This is a genomic window from Mesorhizobium sp. WSM3873 (assembly GCF_001672445.1).
Classification (GTDB): Bacteria; Pseudomonadota; Alphaproteobacteria; order Rhizobiales; family Rhizobiaceae; genus Mesorhizobium.
On sequence record NZ_LYTM01000034.1, the window covers coordinates 378,964 to 394,807 of the forward strand.

15 protein-coding genes are annotated in these 15,844 nt (G+C 65.0%); 10 read left to right on the plus strand and 5 right to left on the minus strand.

From position 1 onward, the window contains the following. Positions 1-2 precede the first annotated feature (2 nt). The 3 genes from A9K71_RS21400 (at position 3) to lpxK (ending at position 3,192) form a co-directional block, all read left to right on the plus strand. Positions 3-779 (plus strand): lysophospholipid acyltransferase family protein, encoded by a 777-nt coding sequence (locus A9K71_RS21400; RefSeq protein ID WP_067000444.1) that lies wholly within the window; start codon positions 3-5, stop codon positions 777-779. Beyond that, complete coding sequence (gene waaA / locus A9K71_RS21405; protein ID WP_067000447.1) at positions 776-2,092, plus strand: lipid IV(A) 3-deoxy-D-manno-octulosonic acid transferase; 1,317 nt, start codon at positions 776-778, stop codon at positions 2,090-2,092. The genes A9K71_RS21400 and waaA overlap by 4 nt, the downstream gene beginning before the upstream one ends. A 62-nt stretch (positions 2,093-2,154) precedes the next feature. Further along, on the plus strand, positions 2,155-3,192 hold the full coding sequence (gene lpxK / locus A9K71_RS21410; RefSeq protein WP_067000450.1) for a tetraacyldisaccharide 4'-kinase: 1,038 nt from the start codon (positions 2,155-2,157) through the stop codon (positions 3,190-3,192). A gap of 6 nt (positions 3,193-3,198) precedes the next feature. On the opposite strand, the gene A9K71_RS21415 is transcribed toward lpxK, so the two are convergent. Continuing rightward, a complete protein-coding gene (locus A9K71_RS21415) occupies positions 3,199-3,432 on the minus strand; it encodes a DUF2093 domain-containing protein (protein ID WP_067000947.1) in 234 nt (77 codons plus the stop codon). 113 nt (positions 3,433-3,545) lie between these two features. Between A9K71_RS21415 and A9K71_RS21420 the strand changes: the two genes are divergently transcribed. After that, positions 3,546-4,127 carry a hypothetical protein gene (locus A9K71_RS21420; protein WP_067000453.1) on the plus strand — a complete coding sequence of 194 codons (582 nt, stop codon included), beginning with the start codon at positions 3,546-3,548 and terminating at the stop codon, positions 4,125-4,127. A 10-nt stretch (positions 4,128-4,137) separates the two neighbouring features. Here A9K71_RS21420 and A9K71_RS21425 read toward each other — a convergent pair whose 3' ends face one another. Continuing rightward, a complete protein-coding gene (locus tag A9K71_RS21425; RefSeq protein ID WP_067000457.1) occupies positions 4,138-5,064 on the minus strand; it encodes a LysR family transcriptional regulator in 927 nt (308 codons plus the stop codon). Between the two features lie 90 nt (positions 5,065-5,154). Here A9K71_RS21425 and A9K71_RS21430 point away from each other — a divergent pair, with 90 nt between their 5' ends. Beyond that, positions 5,155-6,048, plus strand: coding sequence for a DMT family transporter (locus tag A9K71_RS21430; RefSeq protein WP_067000950.1), 894 nt, complete (start codon positions 5,155-5,157; stop codon positions 6,046-6,048). Positions 6,049-6,221: 173 nt separating this feature from the next. Here the strand turns inward: A9K71_RS21430 and mutL are convergent, their stop codons facing one another. Together mutL and A9K71_RS21440 are read right to left on the minus strand one after the other, a co-directional pair. Further along, positions 6,222-8,096, minus strand: coding sequence for a DNA mismatch repair endonuclease MutL (gene mutL, locus A9K71_RS21435; protein ID WP_067000460.1), 1,875 nt, complete (start codon positions 8,094-8,096; stop codon positions 6,222-6,224). A gap of 45 nt (positions 8,097-8,141) precedes the next feature. Continuing rightward, positions 8,142-9,044 (minus strand): LysR substrate-binding domain-containing protein, encoded by a 903-nt coding sequence (locus tag A9K71_RS21440; protein WP_067000463.1) that lies wholly within the window; start codon positions 9,042-9,044, stop codon positions 8,142-8,144. A gap of 90 nt (positions 9,045-9,134) precedes the next feature. Here A9K71_RS21440 and A9K71_RS21445 point away from each other — a divergent pair, with 90 nt between their 5' ends. Continuing rightward, on the plus strand, positions 9,135-10,685 hold the full coding sequence (locus A9K71_RS21445) for a trimethylamine methyltransferase family protein (protein ID WP_067000953.1): 1,551 nt from the start codon (positions 9,135-9,137) through the stop codon (positions 10,683-10,685). Between the two features lie 51 nt (positions 10,686-10,736). On the opposite strand, the gene A9K71_RS21450 is transcribed toward A9K71_RS21445, so the two are convergent. Further along, positions 10,737-11,420, minus strand: a complete 684-nt coding sequence (locus tag A9K71_RS21450) for a GntR family transcriptional regulator (protein ID WP_067000956.1) — start codon at positions 11,418-11,420, stop codon at positions 10,737-10,739. A gap of 246 nt (positions 11,421-11,666) precedes the next feature. Here A9K71_RS21450 and A9K71_RS21455 point away from each other — a divergent pair, with 246 nt between their 5' ends. The 4 genes from A9K71_RS21455 (at position 11,667) to A9K71_RS21470 (ending at position 15,741) form a co-directional block, all read left to right on the plus strand. After that, positions 11,667-12,707 carry a proline racemase family protein gene (locus A9K71_RS21455; RefSeq protein WP_067000466.1) on the plus strand — a complete coding sequence of 347 codons (1,041 nt, stop codon included), beginning with the start codon at positions 11,667-11,669 and terminating at the stop codon, positions 12,705-12,707. A gap of 218 nt (positions 12,708-12,925) precedes the next feature. Continuing rightward, positions 12,926-14,575, plus strand: coding sequence for an ABC transporter substrate-binding protein (locus tag A9K71_RS21460; RefSeq protein ID WP_067000470.1), 1,650 nt, complete (start codon positions 12,926-12,928; stop codon positions 14,573-14,575). A gap of 100 nt (positions 14,576-14,675) precedes the next feature. Next, on the plus strand, positions 14,676-15,149 hold the full coding sequence (locus tag A9K71_RS21465; protein WP_067000473.1) for a DUF3828 domain-containing protein: 474 nt from the start codon (positions 14,676-14,678) through the stop codon (positions 15,147-15,149). Between the two features lie 4 nt (positions 15,150-15,153). Continuing rightward, the gene (locus A9K71_RS21470) at positions 15,154-15,741 is read left to right on the plus strand and encodes a hypothetical protein (protein ID WP_067000476.1); all 588 of its coding nucleotides are present in this window, start codon (positions 15,154-15,156) and stop codon (positions 15,739-15,741) included. Positions 15,742-15,844 lie beyond the last annotated feature (103 nt).

Genomic DNA, 15,844 nt, shown 5'->3' on the forward strand with positions numbered 1-15,844 from the left:
CGATGGAGCATGAAGCGGTGAAAGGAGCGACGGGGCGCGCCGCCGGGCGGGGCGGGACTCGCACGCTGTGGCGCCGCATCCGAGAGCCGCTCGCCCAGTCGCGATTCGTCAAGAATTTTATCGCCAGCCTGTTCGCCTGGTTCGTGCGGCTGATTCGCATCACCAGCCCGCTGGTGAAAGGGTCGACGCAGGTCGCCGGCGGCGCCTATGCGCATCTCGAACCGGGCATCATCGCGCTGTGGCATGGCCAGCATCTCTTGACGCCGGCTTATTATCCCAAGGGCCGGCCGCTGGTCGCCATGGTCTCGCGCAGTGCCGACGCCGAGCTCAACGCGCTGATGCTGAACAGATTCGGCATCGAGGCGGTGCGCGGCTCGGGTGGCCGCGACAGTTCGAGGCATCTCGACAAAGGCGGCGCCAAAGCCTTGATTGCGCTCAAGAAAGCGCTGGTCGCCGGCAAGAATGTCGCGATGATCGCCGACATTCCGCATGGCACGCCGCGCGACGCGGGGCTGGGCATCGTGCTTTTGGCCAGGCTTTCCGGGCGCCCGATCCTGCCTTCGGCGATCGCCACTAGCCGCCGCAAGGTGCTGGAAAAGAGCTGGGACAAGACCACCATCAACCTGCCGTTCGGCCGCTCCGCCGTTGTCGTCGGGCAGCCGGTGTTCGTGCCGTCCAACGCCGACGACGCCGAGATGGAGCGAAAGCGCCAGGAGGTCACCGCCTCGCTCAACGCCGCAACCGCCGAGGCCTACCGCCTCGTGGACGGCGACAAATGAGCGAGCGCTGGGCGCGCGCGGCCCTGACCGCCTACCGTTACGCCGGGGCCGTCGCCTATCCGCTGATCGGACCCTATGTCGCCTGGCGCGCCTCGCGCGGCAAGGAAGACCGCGTTCGCCGCCGCGAGCGCTACGGTGTCGCCGGCCGTCCGCGTCCGGAAGGACCGGTGATCTGGATCCACGCCGCGAGCGTCGGCGAGACGATCGCCGTCGTGCCGCTGGTCGAAAGCATTCTCGATTACGGCGTCAACATCGTGCTGACGACCGGCACCGTGACCTCGGCCAAGGTCGCCGACGAGCGGCTTGGCAGCCGCATCATCCACCAATATGTGCCGCTCGACCTTAAGCCCGCGGTAAGCCGCTTCCTCGATCACTGGCTGCCGGAGCTGGCCATCATAGCCGAATCGGAGATCTGGCCGATGACCATCCTGGAACTCGGCGCGCGCAACGTGCCGCAGGTCCTGGTCAACGGGCGGCTGTCGGACCGTTCCTTCCGGTCGTGGAAGAAGCGCGCCGGCGTCGCCGAGGCGCTGTTCGAGAACCTTGCCCATGTGGTTGCCCAGTCGGATGTCGACGGCGAGCGTTTCCGCGTCCTCGGCGCCAGGCCGGTGACCGTTTCCGGCAATCTCAAGGTGGACACCAACCCGCCGCCGGTCGACGAGCGGGCGCTGGCGATCCTGCAGCGCCAGATCGGCTTACGCCCGACCTGGGCGGCGATCTCGACCCATGACGGGGAGGAGGTCGCCGCGGCGGAAGTCCATGCGACCCTGCACAAGCGCCACCCTGGACTGTTGACCATCGTCGTGCCCCGCCATCCCGACCGCGCGGACGCGCTGGCCGCGCAGATATCCGGCATGGGGCTGAAAGTCGCGCGCCGCAGCAAGGGCGACCGCATCACGTCCGACACCGATATCCTGCTCGGCGACACGATCGGCGAGATGGGACTTTATCTAAGGCTGACCGAGATCGCCTTCGTCGGCCGCTCGCTGACCTCCGAGGGCGGCCAGAACCCGCTGGAGCCGGCGATGCTCGACACGGCGGTGCTGGCCGGCCGCAACGTGCAGAATTTCCGCGAAGCCTATCAGCGCCTGCTCGATCGCGGCGGCGCCAAGCTGGTGCGCGACCGCGACATGCTGGCCGGCGCCGTCAATTTCCTTTTGAGCAACGAGGCGGTGCGCCACGAGATGATGGCGGCGGGCGCGGCGACCGTCGACGAGATGCGCGGCGCGCTTCAGCGCACGCTGAAGTCGCTCGAGCCTTACATCCAGCCGCTGGTCGTCAAGGCGCGCCTGAAAGGCGCCAACGGGCGCTAGCGCATGGCCCAAAAATTCGGATCCGATCTTTGGAAAGGGTCATGCGCCACGGAGGTCGCGCCATGACCAGCGAAGCGCCGCCCTTCTGGTGGGAAAAGCCGGACTGGCGCGTGCTGGCGCTTTCGCCGGTGTCCGCGATGTATGGAATGGTGGCTGGGCGCCGCATGCGGCACGCGCCGCGCGAGAAGGTCGCGGCACCTGTGCTGTGCGTCGGCAACTTCACCGTTGGCGGCAGCGGCAAGACGCCGGTCGCCATCGCGCTGGCGAAACAGGCAAAGCGCATGCAGCTCACGCCCGGCTTCCTGTCGCGCGGCCATGGCGGATCCTTCGCCAAGCCGCATGTCGTCGATGCGCATCACGACGCGGCCAAGCATGTCGGCGACGAGCCGCTGCTGCTTGCCGAACATGCGCCGGTCGCGGTGACGGCCAACCGCGCCGCCGGCGCCAAACTGCTGATGGCAGACCATGGCTGCGACTTCCTGATCATGGATGACGGTTTCCAGTCGGCGCGCATCCATATCGACTACGCGCTGGTCGTGGTCGACGCGCGTTTCGGCATCGGCAATGGCCGAGTCATTCCGGGCGGCCCGCTCCGGGCCAAGATCGTTGATCAGCTGGTCTTCACCGGCGGCTTGCTGAAGATGGGCGAGGGGAGCGCCGCCGATACGGTGGTGCGCCAGGCGGCGCGCGCCGGCCGGCCGATCTTTTTGGCCCATGTCGAGCCGGCGAACCCGGCGCGCTTTGCCGGCGGGCGCTTCCTTGCCTTTGCCGGCATCGGCCATCCGGAAAAATTCTTTGATACGCTGCGCGGCGCCGGCGGCGAGGTCGCGCTGTCGCGCGCTTTTCCCGATCATCATTTCTACGCCGCGGACGAGCTTGCCGATCTGGCGGCCCTTGCCAAGCGCGAGGGGCTTCGGCTTGTCACCACGGCAAAGGATGCCGCGCGGCTTCGCCACGGCGCCGCACCCGCCGGCTTCCTGGAGCAGCTCGACGTGCTTGAGATCGACGCCGTGTTCGAGATCGACCACGTGCCGGAGCGCATCATCAATGAGACGCTGGATGCATGGCGGCAGCGCAAGATGAGACCGTCCTCATCCTAGGAGGTTCTACCCCCGCTTGCGCAGTTCCGGATGCGCCTCGATCTCACGCCGCAGCGACGCTGCCGCGTTCACATATGGCTCCTGCCTGGCGACGCTCCAGTATTTGAGCTCGTCCAGCGGGATGCTCTCGCCGGTCACCGCGCAGCGCACGAACGCGCCGGGGCTCGTCACCTGGAAGTCGCCGTCGAGATAGCGGATGCGCGCTTCCTTGCCGCCGGGGCCTTCAAAACGGTTCATCATGGAATGGCGCATAGGTTCATAGGGGTTCAATCGCCACAAATCGAAGGCAAGGTCAAGCTTGGCGCAATGCTCATGTAGTATGCCGGTTGGCACAATGGTTGTCGGGAAGCGCCATGGACATCACCAACGCCAGCGTGACGTCGCTGCTGAAAGAGGCGCTGGCGCCGCAGCCGGTGCCGTCGCCCAAGGCCGAACCTGCGACCGCGGCGCTGGTCAAGGCGCTCGTCCAGCCGCCGGCGCCGTCCGTCGTGTCCTCCGCACAGGTGGCCGCGCAGGCGCTGAACGGCACGTTGCCGGCCGCTCAACCAACTCAGCGTCTGTCCTCGGCCGAGATCGAGAACGCCTACAGAGCCGTCCTGGAATCCGATGCCGGCACTGATGGCGCCTCGACGAAGTCTCCGGCTGGCAGGTCGGCGGCTGACGCCGATCAGCCTTCGCGGGCGCTGCCCCAGGTTCCACCGCCAGCCGCCGATGGCACCGCAAGGGTCGTGGCGGCGCCCTCTTCGTTCTCGCCGGTGCTTGCGTCCGGAGTGCTGGTAGCGGCCAACGCCAATGCGCCGCCGCGCGGCGGCGTTCGCAGCCCCGGCCATGCCCCGCGATCCGAACCCGGCCAGACGCCGCTGTGGATGATATCGATCGTGACGGCCGTCGTCTCGGCTGCGACCACCTCGATCGTGCTGATGCTGCTTCGCTGATCCGGGCGATCTAGTCCTCGTCCTGCAGGAAGGCTTCGAGCTTCTCCGGCGCCAGGCCCGCCTGTTCGGCGATGCGCCTGGCGAGATCGGCGGCGGCCGCGCGCGGCCGGCCGACCGGGCGGTCGAGCCAGTAGGACACCGGATTGAGCGCGACCCGCTCGTCAACGGGAACAATCCGGCCCGACTTCAACTGGTCTGCCGTCAGCGGCGGCCGCGCCAGCGCGATGCCGAGCCCGTGCGCCGCCGCGTCGAGCACCAGATTGTAGTCCTCGAAACGCCGGTCCTGCGGGCGCGGGCGATAATCGACCTCCTGTGCCGCGAACCAGGCGCGCCAGGCGGACGCGTCGGAATCGTTGATCAGCGGCAATTTGAGCAGCCGGTCCGGGTCGCCGTGCCCGATCTCCTCCGCCAGCTCCGGCGAGGCGATCGGGAAGATGTGCTCCTCGAAAAGCTGGACCGAGACGCGGCCCGGAATGCGACCGCGCCCGCAGCGCACCGAAAGGTCGATGCCCTCGTCGGCAAGGTCCGCCTGGCGGTTGTCGACGTCGAGCACGATGCGCAGCCGGGTCGGGTTGTTTTCGAGCGCCGCCATGCGCGGCATCAGCCAAAGGCCGCTGACCGAAGGGATCGAAGCCAGCCGCACCACCGCGGTGCCGCGCGGCTCGACCCAGCGATCGGAATTGACCGAGATCAGCGCGAAGGCCTCGGTGGTGCGCAGGTGCAGCCGGTTGCCCTCATTGGTCAGCGTAACGCCGCGCGCGTTGCGCTCGAACACCTTGAGCCCGAGCCAGTCCTCCAGTTTGGCGATCTGACGGCTGATCGCGCCATGGGTGAGGTTGAGCCTTTCGGCCGCTGCGGAAAAGCTTCCGGTCCGCGCCGCCGCGTCGAAGGCGCGCAAAGTCTCGAGCGGCAATAGCTGGTCAGAGCTGTGAGGCATGCTCACAGCTGACCCTCGAATTGCTCGTTTGTCAATCGGCGGGCAATGGCGTTTTCTCTCTCCATGACACTGAAGGACGAGGATTCGGCAATGAGCGCGTACGCCGGCACGTTGAATGAGACACAGCGCATGGACACCACGGCCGCGATCGCGGTGGCGCTGACGGTGGTCGGCTGGGCGTCTGCCTTTCCGGCGATCCGCGCCGGCCTTGCCGCTTTCCAGCCGCTGGAGCTCGGGGCGCTGCGCTTCGCCATCGCGGCCGTGCCGGCAGCGATCTTCCTTGCGGTCAAGCGTCCGGCGCTGCCGAGGATCGATGAGCTGTGGCGTTTCGGCTTCGGCGGTGCCATCTTCGTCGCGCTCTACACCGCCATGCTCAATTTCGGCGAGCTCACCGTCTCGGCGGGCGCCGCCGGCTTCATCATCAATGTCAGCCCGATCTTCACGGCCATCATGGCCATGGCGTTGCTCGGGGAGCGTTTTTCCGGCATGGCCTGGCTTGGCACGGTGATCTCGTTTGCCGGCATCGGCATCATCGCGGTGGCGGACGGCCATGGCCTGCATTTCAACACCGGCGCGTTGCTGGTGCTGGGCTCCGCCCTTTGCTCGGCCGTCAACACCATCGTCCAGAAGCCGCTCTTTGCGCGCCATCATCCGCTGACGATCGCCGCTTCCAACATGGTGCTCGGCGCGCTCTGCCTGTCGCCCTTCCTGGCGGAAGCGTTTGTGCAGGCCGCGGTCGCCGACATGGCCGGCCTCGGCGCCGCCATCTATCTGGGCATCGTGCCCAGCCTGATCGCCTACGCCGCCTGGGCCACCGCGCTGTCGCGCCTGCCGGCCGCGCGCGCCTCGAACTTCCTCTATCTGGTCTCGCCGACCTCCGCTCTGATCGGTTTCTTCTGGCTCGGCGAAGTACCGACTCTCCTCGGCATGCTCGGCGGCGCGCTGGCGCTCGGCGGTGTGATCGTGGTGAATTTGAAGCGGTAAGTCAGAGGGTTGAGGCCGGTTCCTGACTCAAGGAAAGAGCCGCCTCGAGCGGCCCTTTATCTGGCCGCTACGCGGCCACGAGAACAGGTTGGTGCTGGCGCTGAAGGTCTCCTCTCCCCATCGGGAGAAGTCAGCGGAAGTGAAGCGGAGGCTGGGTGAGAGCCTTGGTGCGCTCACCTTCGCCCGAACAATCTTTCAATGTCGGCGAGTTTCAGCTCGATATAGGTCGGCCTGCCATGGTTGCAGGTGCCGGAGCCGGGCGTCGCCTCCATTTGGCGCAGCAGCGCGTTCATCTCTTCGGCCTTGAGCAGCCGGCCCGAGCGCACCGAGCCGTGGCAGGCCATGGTCGCGGCTATTCTGTCCAGCCGTTCCTTCAGCGTCTCGACCGTGTCGTTGTCGGCGATCTCGTCGGCGAGGTCACGCACCAGTTGCTGCACGTTGGTTTCGCCGAGCATCGACGGCGTCTCGCGCACCGCCACCGCGCCCGGGCCGAAGCGCTCCAGGCCGAGGCCGAATTTGGCCAGCGTCTCGGAATGCATCGCCAGCCGCTCGGCATCCTCTTCCGCAAGGTCGACGATCTCGGGCAAAAGCAGCATCTGCGAAGGCACGGCGCGAGAGTGCAGCGCGTTCTTCAAGGCCTCGTAGACTAGGCGCTCATGTGCGGCATGCTGGTCGACGATGATGAGCGAATCCCGGGTCTGGGCGACGATATAGTTCTCATGCACCTGAGCGCGCGCCGCGCCCAGCACCGTGCCGAGCAGCGCCTCGGCCGGCTCGGCGATGCCCGCCCGCGCGTCGGCGCTTGCCAGCGGCCCGGTGTCGAAGGCAGCCTGATCGTTTTCGGCGAAGCCTCGCGCCGGCCGGGCTTCGCCCATGTCGAGCGGTCGTTGCGGCGAGCGCGCCAAAGTCGAACCGTGGTCGAAGCTGGAGCCGGAGGCGCGAAAAGCGGCCTCATAGCTGCGGTGGCCATTGGCCGGTCCGGGATGCGAATAGGACGCCGCGCCGGGCCGGAAAGCCGCCATCATGCCGGCCGCGCCGGTGGTCGCGGCCCGGATGCCGGCGCCGGCCATCGCCTCGCGGATGGCGCCGACAATCAACCCGCGCACCAGGCCCGGATCGCGGAAGCGCACATCGGCCTTGGCCGGGTGGACATTGACGTCGACGGTTGCCGGATCGAGCGAAAGGAACAGCACGGTGACCGCATGCCGGTCGCGCGGCAGCACGTCGGCGAAGGCGCCGCGGATCGCGCCGGCGATCAGCTTGTCGCGCACCGGCCGGCCGTTGACATAGGCATATTGCTGCAGCGCGTTGGCGCGGGTGTAGGAAGGGATCGAGACGTGGCCGGCAAGATGCACGCCGTCGCGCATGGCATCGATCGCAATGGCATTGTCGGGAAAGTCGGCGCCCATCACTTGCGCGATGCGGGCGAGCCGGCCCTCCGCCGTGTCGCCGGTCGCCGGCAGCTCCAGCGTCGAGCGGTCGGACCCGGCAAGCGTGAAGCGCACGGCGGGGAAGGCGATGGCGATGCGCTTCACCACGTCGCCGGTGGCCGAGCTTTCGGCGCGCTCGCCCTTCATGAATTTGAGCCTTGCCGGCGTGGCGAAGAACAGGTCGCGCACTTCGACGGTGGTGCCGCGGTTGGCCGCCGCCGGCTTGACGGCCGACACCCGGCCGCCCTCGATGCTGATCTCGGCCGCGCTGTCGCCGGCGGCCGTGCGCGAGCGGATCGAAAGCCTGGCCACCGAGCCGATCGACGGCAACGCCTCGCCGCGGAATCCGAGCGAGCGGATGTCGTGGATGTCGTCCGACAGCTTCGACGTGCAGTGTCGGGCAACTGCCAGCGCCAGTTCGCGCTCGGGAATGCCCGAGCCGTCATCGGTGACGCGGATGAGCGAGAGCCCGCCGCCGGCGGTGACGATCTCGACGCGCGACGCGCCGGCGTCGAGCGCATTCTCGACCAACTCCTTCACCACGCTTGCGGGACGCTCGATGACCTCGCCGGCGGCGATCTGGTTGATCATCGTTTCGGAAAGCTGGCGAATGGGCATCCGAGGATTATAGGCGGATTCGAACGGTGTGGGGGAGGGGCTACTTCATGCCTGCGCCACCAGCCAGTCCCTGACCTTGCGCGCGTTGTCGCTGAGCTCGCGGTTCTTCGGCCAGATGACGTGGAAGCCGATGCCGGTCCTCATCACATGGTCGGTCACCGGCACCAGCAGCCCTGATGCGACCAGCCGCTCGACCAGATGCCGCCAGCCAAGCGAGATGCCTTGCCCTTCCATCACCGCCTGGATCACCAGGGCATAGTCGTTGATGCGCAGGCCGCGCTCGGCATTGCGCAGGCTGGTTCCGGCCGACGCGAACCATTCGTCCCAGTTCGGCGCCTCGCGATAGGGCTCCTCGAGATGGATCAGCCGGTGCGTGGCCAGTTCCTCGACCGTCTTCGGCATGCCGAATTTGGCGAGGTAGCTGGGGCCGGCGACGGGGAAGATCTCTTCATCGGACAGCGACAGCGAGTGATAGTCCGGCCAGTCGCGCGGCACGCCGCCGCGCACCCCGAGCGGAATACCCTCGGCAATGATGTCGAGGTCGCGGTCGGCGGTCTGGATGCGCAGGTCGATGCCCGGCAGTTGGTCGCGGAACTGCTGCAGACGCGGCATCATCCAGAACGAGCCGAAGGCCGTCGAGGCGGCAAGGGTGACATGGCCGCCGGTCGCCTGCAGGCGAAGGTCCTCGGCAGATTTGCGGATATGCGACAGCCCCAGCGAGACGTCCGCGTGGAAGCGCTCGCCGGCCTCGGTCAGGAGCACCTGGCGGTGGCGGCGCTGAAACAGCTTGGCGCCGAGCTGTTCCTCCAGCCCTCGCACCGCATAGGAGACGGCCGCCTGGGTCATGCCGAGCTCGCGCCCGGCCGCGGTGAAGCTCGACAGCCGGCCTGCCGCCTCGAAGACGACGAGGCTGCCGGCCGAGGGCAGGAGGTGGCGTAGGCTTCGCATAAGCGCAGCTTATACAAGAGATCAGGATTTTCCAGCGTCACATCCATATTTCGTGTCGCTAACTTGGTCGGGCGGGATGAAGGAGGCAACATGAACGCACCGGCCGCTGAATTGACTGAGCCGACCCACCGTCGCGGCGGCGGCCGCCTTGGGCGCAAGGCGCTGAGAAGCGCGCCCGTCGCGTCCTTCCCGACGCTCGTTCGCCAGATTCCGGCGTATGAGATCGTGCCCAACGAGGCGGTGGAACTGATCCACGAGGAGTCGCTCAAAATCCTCGAGGAGGTTGGCTGCGAGTTCCGCGACGACGAAGCGATCGCGCTTTGGAAGGCGGCGGGTGCCGACGTCAAGGACACACGCGTCCGCATCGATCGCGCGCTGCTGATGGAGCTCGTCTCGAAGGTCCCGCCGGAATTCACGCTCAATGCGCGCAACCCCGAGCGTACGGTTCGCGTCGGCGGCAAGAACTCGATCTTCGTGCCGATGTATGGCGCGCCCTATGTGCGCGACCTCGACAACAAGCGGCGCTACGGCACGCTCAACGACCTCAACAATTTCCACAAGCTCGCCTACATGGCGCCGGCGCTGCATTCGTCGAGCTCGATCATCTGCGAGCCGATGGAGATCCCGGTGCCGAAGCGGCACCTCCACATCATTCATTCGGCGCTCAAGCACTCCGACAAGCCGTTCATGGGCATCGTGACGTCGAAGGAGCGGGCCGAAGACACGATGGCGATGGCTGCGATCGTGTTCGGCGAGGAGTTCGTGCGCGACAATCCGGTGCTGGTGGCGATCACCAATTGCAATTCGCCGCTGGTGTGGGACGCCACCATGCTCGACGCGATGCGGGTCTATGCCCGCCACAACCAGCCGCTGATCCTGGCGCCCTTCGCGCTCTGCGGCGCCTCGACCTCGGCCTCCGCCGTCGGCGCGGTCGCGCAGGTCAATGCCGAGGCGCTCGCCGGGGTGGCCTTCACCCAGCTGATCCGTCCCGGCTCGCCGCAGATCTACGGCCAGTTCATGGTGACCGTCGACATGAAGACCGGCGCCCCGATGGGGGGCACGCCGGAGGCCGCGCAGATGATGTATCTGATGGGCGCGCTGGCGCGGAAATACAAACTGCCATGGCGCACCTCGGGCTTCCATGTCGGCTCCAAGCTCAACGACGCCCAGGCAGGCTACGAGGCGAACATGCTTATGCATGCCGCGATCCTCGCCGGCGCCAATTACATCTGGCACTCCGCCGGCTGGCTCGAGGCCGGCCTTACCTGCGGCTATTCGAAATTCGCCACCGACTGCGAGCAACTCATCGGTTGGTACAAATATGCCGGCGGCGTTCCCTTCGACGATTTCAAGGAGGCTATGGCGGCGATCCGCGAGGTCGGTCCGCAAGGGCATTTCCTCGGCACGCAGCACACGCTCGAGCATTTCGAGCGCGCCTTCTTCATGCCGAGCATCATGGACTTCAATTCCTTCGAACAATGGACAGCCGAGGGCGCGAAGGATCATGATACGCGCGGCCTCGAAAGGGCGCGCAACATGCTCGCCGACTACCAGGAGCCGAAGCTCGACGAGGGCATCGCCGAAGGTCTCAAGGATTTGATCGCGCGGCGCGAGGAAAAGCTGCCTGATACCGTTAGTTGACAAAAATGGGCAAAGGCCGTCGGCAATCGTGACTGACAGCCAGCCAATGGCTCAGCCAGCGCGCACCTTACCGTTCGCCAGGTGTTTCTGAAGCGATTGACAGGCGTTCATAATATGATCGTAGACCAACTTTGCGGCCTGTTCGGTCTCGCCAGCGCGGCAGGCGGCCAGGATTTCGCGATGTTCTCGATCCGCAAGCTCATGACCGCCGGAAATCGTCAGCTGAACTCGCAGATAGCGTTCGATGCGATCGTTAACCGACCGGATCATGCGGAGCAGATATGGTCGCCCGGCGTCTAGATAAAGACTGGAATGGAACTCCCAATTTAGTTCCGCCCAGCGGCCGACGTCGGTTTCCTTCGCAAAGGAGTCGCAACTTGCTTGCGCTTTATCGAAGGTCTTCTCGTTCATGTGAGGAAGGGAAAGCCGAATTGCGTTCGATTCCAGCATGGCTCGGACCTCGAAAATCTGCACGATCTCCGGTTCCGACATGCTGGCGACAATTGCGCCCTTGTTTCGCTGAAATGCCACGAATCCCTCTGCCTCGAGCCGCTTCAAAGCTTCGCGCACCGGAATCTTGCTGATGTTGAACATGCGGGCGACGTCGTCTTGCCTGATCGGTTCGCCCTCATCAAGCGACCCGGATATGATTGCTCCGCGGATGAACTTCAAAACCACGTCGGAAGCGGTGGGGGCGGCACCCAAATCGGGAATGTCGGCAAATGCAAATGGCACGTGTAGAGTCTCCGCACGGAGCGTCAGATCTGCAAACATAGATATCGTAGACGATGTTCGCGATCAAATACGCTCGCGATTCTGCTCAACCCGAGTGTCTGCATGGCCTGAGATGCCGTCCGGCGTGGGCTCTTTTGAGCCCGGCCGATCAGCAGCGACTGGCGCATTTCCCTTCAATCAGCCTTGACGAGAGCCGAAGATCGTATACGATATCCAATCGGAAGCCGCGGCTCTGGGGACTCCCGAATGCGAAGCACGAAAGTCATCCATGTTGTTTCCTGCCACGCGGAGGGCGAAGTCGGGGATGTCATCGTTGGCGGGGTGTCTCCTCCGCCGGGAAACACCGTCTGGGACCAGCGCAAATGGATCGCAGAAGACAACGGACTTCGTAACTTCGTTCTCAACGAACCGCGCGGCGGTGTCTTCCGGCACGTCAACCTTCTGGTCCCTCCCAAGAATCCCGATGCGCAGATGGCTTGGATCATAATGGAGCCGGAGGATACGCCCCCGATGTCCGGCTCCAATTCGATTTGCGTCTCGACGGTAATTCTGGACACCGGGATCATCCCCATACAGGAGCCGGTAACCGAAATGGTGCTCGAGGCGCCGGGCGGTCTGGTACGCGTGCGGGCCGAGTGTGCCGGAGGAAAAGCCCAGCGCATCACCGTCGAAAACGTACCATCATTCGCCAGCAGGGTCGGTGTGCCGCTTGAGGTCGATGGCCTCGGTACCATCACGGTCGACACGGCCTATGGAGGCGACAGTTTCGTCGTCGTCGACGCACCTGCCCTTGGGTTAGCGCTTGAAACCGACGAGGCTCGTGATCTCGCCGAACTTGGGGTGCGCATTACCGATGCGGCCAATCGGCAAATGGCGTTCTCCCACCCTGAGCGTCCCGATTGGCGCCACCATTCGTTCTGTCTTTTTGCCGGCGCCATCACCCAGGATGGCAACCGCCTCCGCGCAAAATCGGTCGTTTCGATAAAACCTGGCAAGCTCGACCGATCGCCGACCGGAACGGCGGTGTCGGCCCGCATGGCGCTCTTGCACGCGAAGGGTCAAATGACAGCCGAGGATTGGTTCACCGGTGTGTCCATCATCGGGTCAGAATTTCACGGCAAGATTCTCGGCACCACCCAGGTTGTCGGTATGCCCGCAATACGCCCCCAGATCAGCGGTCGCGGTTGGATCACCGGCATCCATCAGCACATGCTGGATCCTGAAGATCCTTGGCCGGCGGGCTATCGCGTGGCGGACACCTGGCCGATGAAGCGTGCGAAGGTGTGAAGGTGGTTCTTCGCCCGGCATCTTTCTCCAGCTCATGCCTCAAGAAGCTTGACGCTCAACAAGGCTCGTATACGATATTCGAAATGCCGCAGGATGGAGCGAGTTCTCACTATCTCAGGCAAGGCAGCGTCTGGACGCACGCTCACGCTGCAGGCGCCATCTACAGCTGAAAAAAAGTGCACCAGGATGGCCAATGTTTCGCAACATGGGAGGAAAAAATGACAATCTTCAAAAGCAACGGTGATCGCGTTCCTGCCGCCATCGAGGCGATGGCTAAAGAAGCGCGCGCGGGCCGCGTGGACCGGCGCGAATTCCTGGCGCTGGCAAGCGCCTTCGGCGCGTCGACGGCGTTCGCCTATGGCATGATCGGCCTTGCCGCGCCGACAAAAGCCCTGGCGCAAGAGCCGAAGAAAGGCGGAACGCTGCATGTCGCGATGTCGGTCAAGGCGCAGAAGGACCCGCGCACCTATGACTGGACCGAGATGGCGAACGTCACCCGCACCTGGCTGGAGCCGCTCGTGCGCTACACGCACCAGTTCACTTTCGAGCCGGTGCTGCTCGAAAGCTGGGACGTCAACGACGACGCCACCGAATACACGCTGCATCTGCGCAAAGGCGTCACCTGGAACAACGGCGATGCCTTCAATGCCGATGACGTGGTTTTCAACCTCAATCGCTGGTGCGAGAAGGGGGCTTCCGGCAATTCCATGGCCGCCCGCGTCGGCGCGCTGGTCGACGCCAAGACCGGCAAGGCAAGGGATGGCGCGATCACCAAGGTCGACGACCATACGGTCAAGCTGAAGCTGTCCGAGGCCGATATCGCGATCATCCCGGGTTTCACGGACTATCCGGCGCTGGTCGTGCATCGCAACTTCGACAAGGACGGCGCCGATCCGATCAAGAAGCCGATCGGCACCGGGGCTTTCGAGCTGGTGTCTTACGATGTCGGCCAGAAAGCCGTGGTCAAGCGCCGCGGGAACGGCAAGTGGTGGGGTGGCGAAGCGCCGCTCGACGGGGTCGAGTTCATCGACTACGGCACCGACTTCAACGCCACGCTGAATGCCTTCGATTCCGGCGAGATCGACCTCGATTTCGAGACACCGGCCGACTTCATCGACCCCCTCGACAAGATGGAGCTGGTGAAATCGGAAGTCGCGACGGCGACCACGCTCGTTGCGCGCACCAACATCACGCACAAACCTTACGATGACAAACGGGTGCGCAATGCGCTGCAGATGGCGGTCGACAACAACCAGGTCATGCAGCTCGGCTACGCCGGCCGCGGCACGGTCGGCGAGAACCACCATGTCAGCCCGATCCATCCGGAATATTACCCGCTGCCGAAGAAGGAACGGGACGCGGCGGGCGCCAAGAAGCTGATGGCCGACGCCGGGCAGGCCGACTTCGAGCACGAGCTGATCACGGTCGAGGACGAATGGCAGAAGAACACCGGCGACGCGATCGCCGGCCAGTTGCGCGATGCCGGCATCAAGGTGAAGCGCACGGTGCTGCCCGGTTCGACCTTCTGGAACGACTGGACGAAATATCCTTATTCCATGACCATCTGGTACATGCGCCCGCTCGGCGTGCAGGTGCTGGCGCTGGGCTACCGTACCGGCGAGGCCTGGAACGAGACCGCGTTCTCGAATCCGGATTTCGACGCCAAGCTCAAGGAGGCGCTGTCGCAGATCGACGTCGCCAAGCGCAAGGAGGTTATGAAGGACGTCGAGCAGATCCTGCAGGACTCCGGCGTCATCATCCAGCCGTTCTGGCAGAAGCTCTACTGCCACATGAACAAGAAGGTGAAGAACTACGCCATGCACCAGACCTATCAAATGGACTTCCAGAACGTCTGGCTGGAAGCTTAAGCCGCGCAGCGCAAGGACTTCATGCGCCGTGAAAAAGCCGATATGCAGGATGCGTGGTGGTGATCGTGCCACCACGCCGCCGACCATCCGGAGATCCTGCATGAGACCGATGATGCTGGCAGTTGCCATCTCGATCGCCTTGCCTGCCGCGGCGCTCGCCGGGCCGGCTTCCAACGCCGTGAAGTTCTTCTATGTGCCTGAAGTGAAGTTCGAGGCGGACGCGAAATACCGCGACCGCTTCACCGAGCCGGTCACCAAGCTCTTCGAAGCCAACGACAAGGCGCGCAAGGAGAAGCCTGACGAGGTATCCTGCATCGACTTCGACCCAGGCCTCGACGCCCAGGATTTCGACCAGAAGACCGTGTCGAAGACGCTGAAGCTTGCCGAGGCCGTCAATGGCGACACCGCCGAGGTGACGGCAAGCTTCAATCTTTTCCCGGAAGGCGATGACTCCAAACGCGAAATGGTGTGGTCGCTGAAGAAAGTGGACGGCAAGTGGAAGATCGCCGACATCACCTCCAAAACCAGCGACTGGACGCTCAGCGCGCTGGAATGCGGCTCCTCGACGGAGTGACGCCGTGCTTCGGCGTCTGGTCCTCGCGCTGTCGAGCTTGTCGATGCTGACCGCGGGGCTGAACGGCGGCGCCTACGGGCAAGGACTGTTCGGCTCGCCGCCGCCGAACGCGTCCTCAGGCGACAATGCGCCTGCGATCGACAAGTCGGCGCCGGCCACATCGCCTGAAAGCAAGCCGGCCGAACCGGCGCCAGCTGCGCCCGTCCTGCCCGGATCGCCGACGGCGGTGGTGAAGCCCTTCTACGAGCATCTCGGGCTGGAATTGGACCCCGGCCAGCGCAAGAACTTCAGCGATCCGGCGAAGAGCGTGCTCGACAAAGCCGACGCGCTGCGCGCCTCGGGTCAGGGCGAGTGCCTCGATCCCAACATGGCACTCGACAATGCCGATTACGACAAGCTCGCCATCGACAAGAGCCTGCGCACCATCGAAGCGATCAATGGTGACGAGGCCAAGGTGGTGGTCGTCTTCGTCGTCGAAGGCCACCAGCACCGTCTCGAATGGAAGCTGAAGAAGGTCGGCGGCGACTGGAAGATCTCCGACCTCCTGTCGGTCACCGGCGAATGGGCGCTCAGCCAGTACCAGTGCGAATGAATATGATTGAACTTCGGCGCCGGCGATCCTTCGCGCCCCCCTCTGGCCTGCCGGCCATCTCCCCCACAAGGGGGGAGATTGGCAGCTTCGGCGACCCGCCTAC

Bases quoted from the DNA above. Each gene is read 5' to 3' on its own strand.
- A9K71_RS21400 (WP_067000444.1), top strand. From the start codon at position 3: ATGGAGCATGAAGCGGTGAAAGGAGCGACGGGGCGCGCCGCCGGGCGG.
- waaA (WP_067000447.1), top strand. From the start codon at position 776: ATGAGCGAGCGCTGGGCGCGCGCGGCCCTGACCGCCTACCGTTACGCC.
- lpxK (WP_067000450.1), top strand. From the start codon at position 2,155: ATGACCAGCGAAGCGCCGCCCTTCTGGTGGGAAAAGCCGGACTGGCGC.
- A9K71_RS21415 (WP_067000947.1), bottom strand. From the start codon at position 3,432: ATGATGAACCGTTTTGAAGGCCCCGGCGGCAAGGAAGCGCGCATCCGC.
- A9K71_RS21420 (WP_067000453.1), top strand. From the start codon at position 3,546: ATGGACATCACCAACGCCAGCGTGACGTCGCTGCTGAAAGAGGCGCTG.
- A9K71_RS21425 (WP_067000457.1), bottom strand. From the start codon at position 5,064: ATGCCTCACAGCTCTGACCAGCTATTGCCGCTCGAGACTTTGCGCGCC.
- A9K71_RS21430 (WP_067000950.1), top strand. From the start codon at position 5,155: ATGAGCGCGTACGCCGGCACGTTGAATGAGACACAGCGCATGGACACC.
- mutL (WP_067000460.1), bottom strand. From the start codon at position 8,096: ATGCCCATTCGCCAGCTTTCCGAAACGATGATCAACCAGATCGCCGCC.
- A9K71_RS21440 (WP_067000463.1), bottom strand. From the start codon at position 9,044: ATGCGAAGCCTACGCCACCTCCTGCCCTCGGCCGGCAGCCTCGTCGTC.
- A9K71_RS21445 (WP_067000953.1), top strand. From the start codon at position 9,135: ATGAACGCACCGGCCGCTGAATTGACTGAGCCGACCCACCGTCGCGGC.
- A9K71_RS21455 (WP_067000466.1), top strand. From the start codon at position 11,667: ATGCGAAGCACGAAAGTCATCCATGTTGTTTCCTGCCACGCGGAGGGC.
- A9K71_RS21460 (WP_067000470.1), top strand. From the start codon at position 12,926: ATGACAATCTTCAAAAGCAACGGTGATCGCGTTCCTGCCGCCATCGAG.
- A9K71_RS21465 (WP_067000473.1), top strand. From the start codon at position 14,676: ATGAGACCGATGATGCTGGCAGTTGCCATCTCGATCGCCTTGCCTGCC.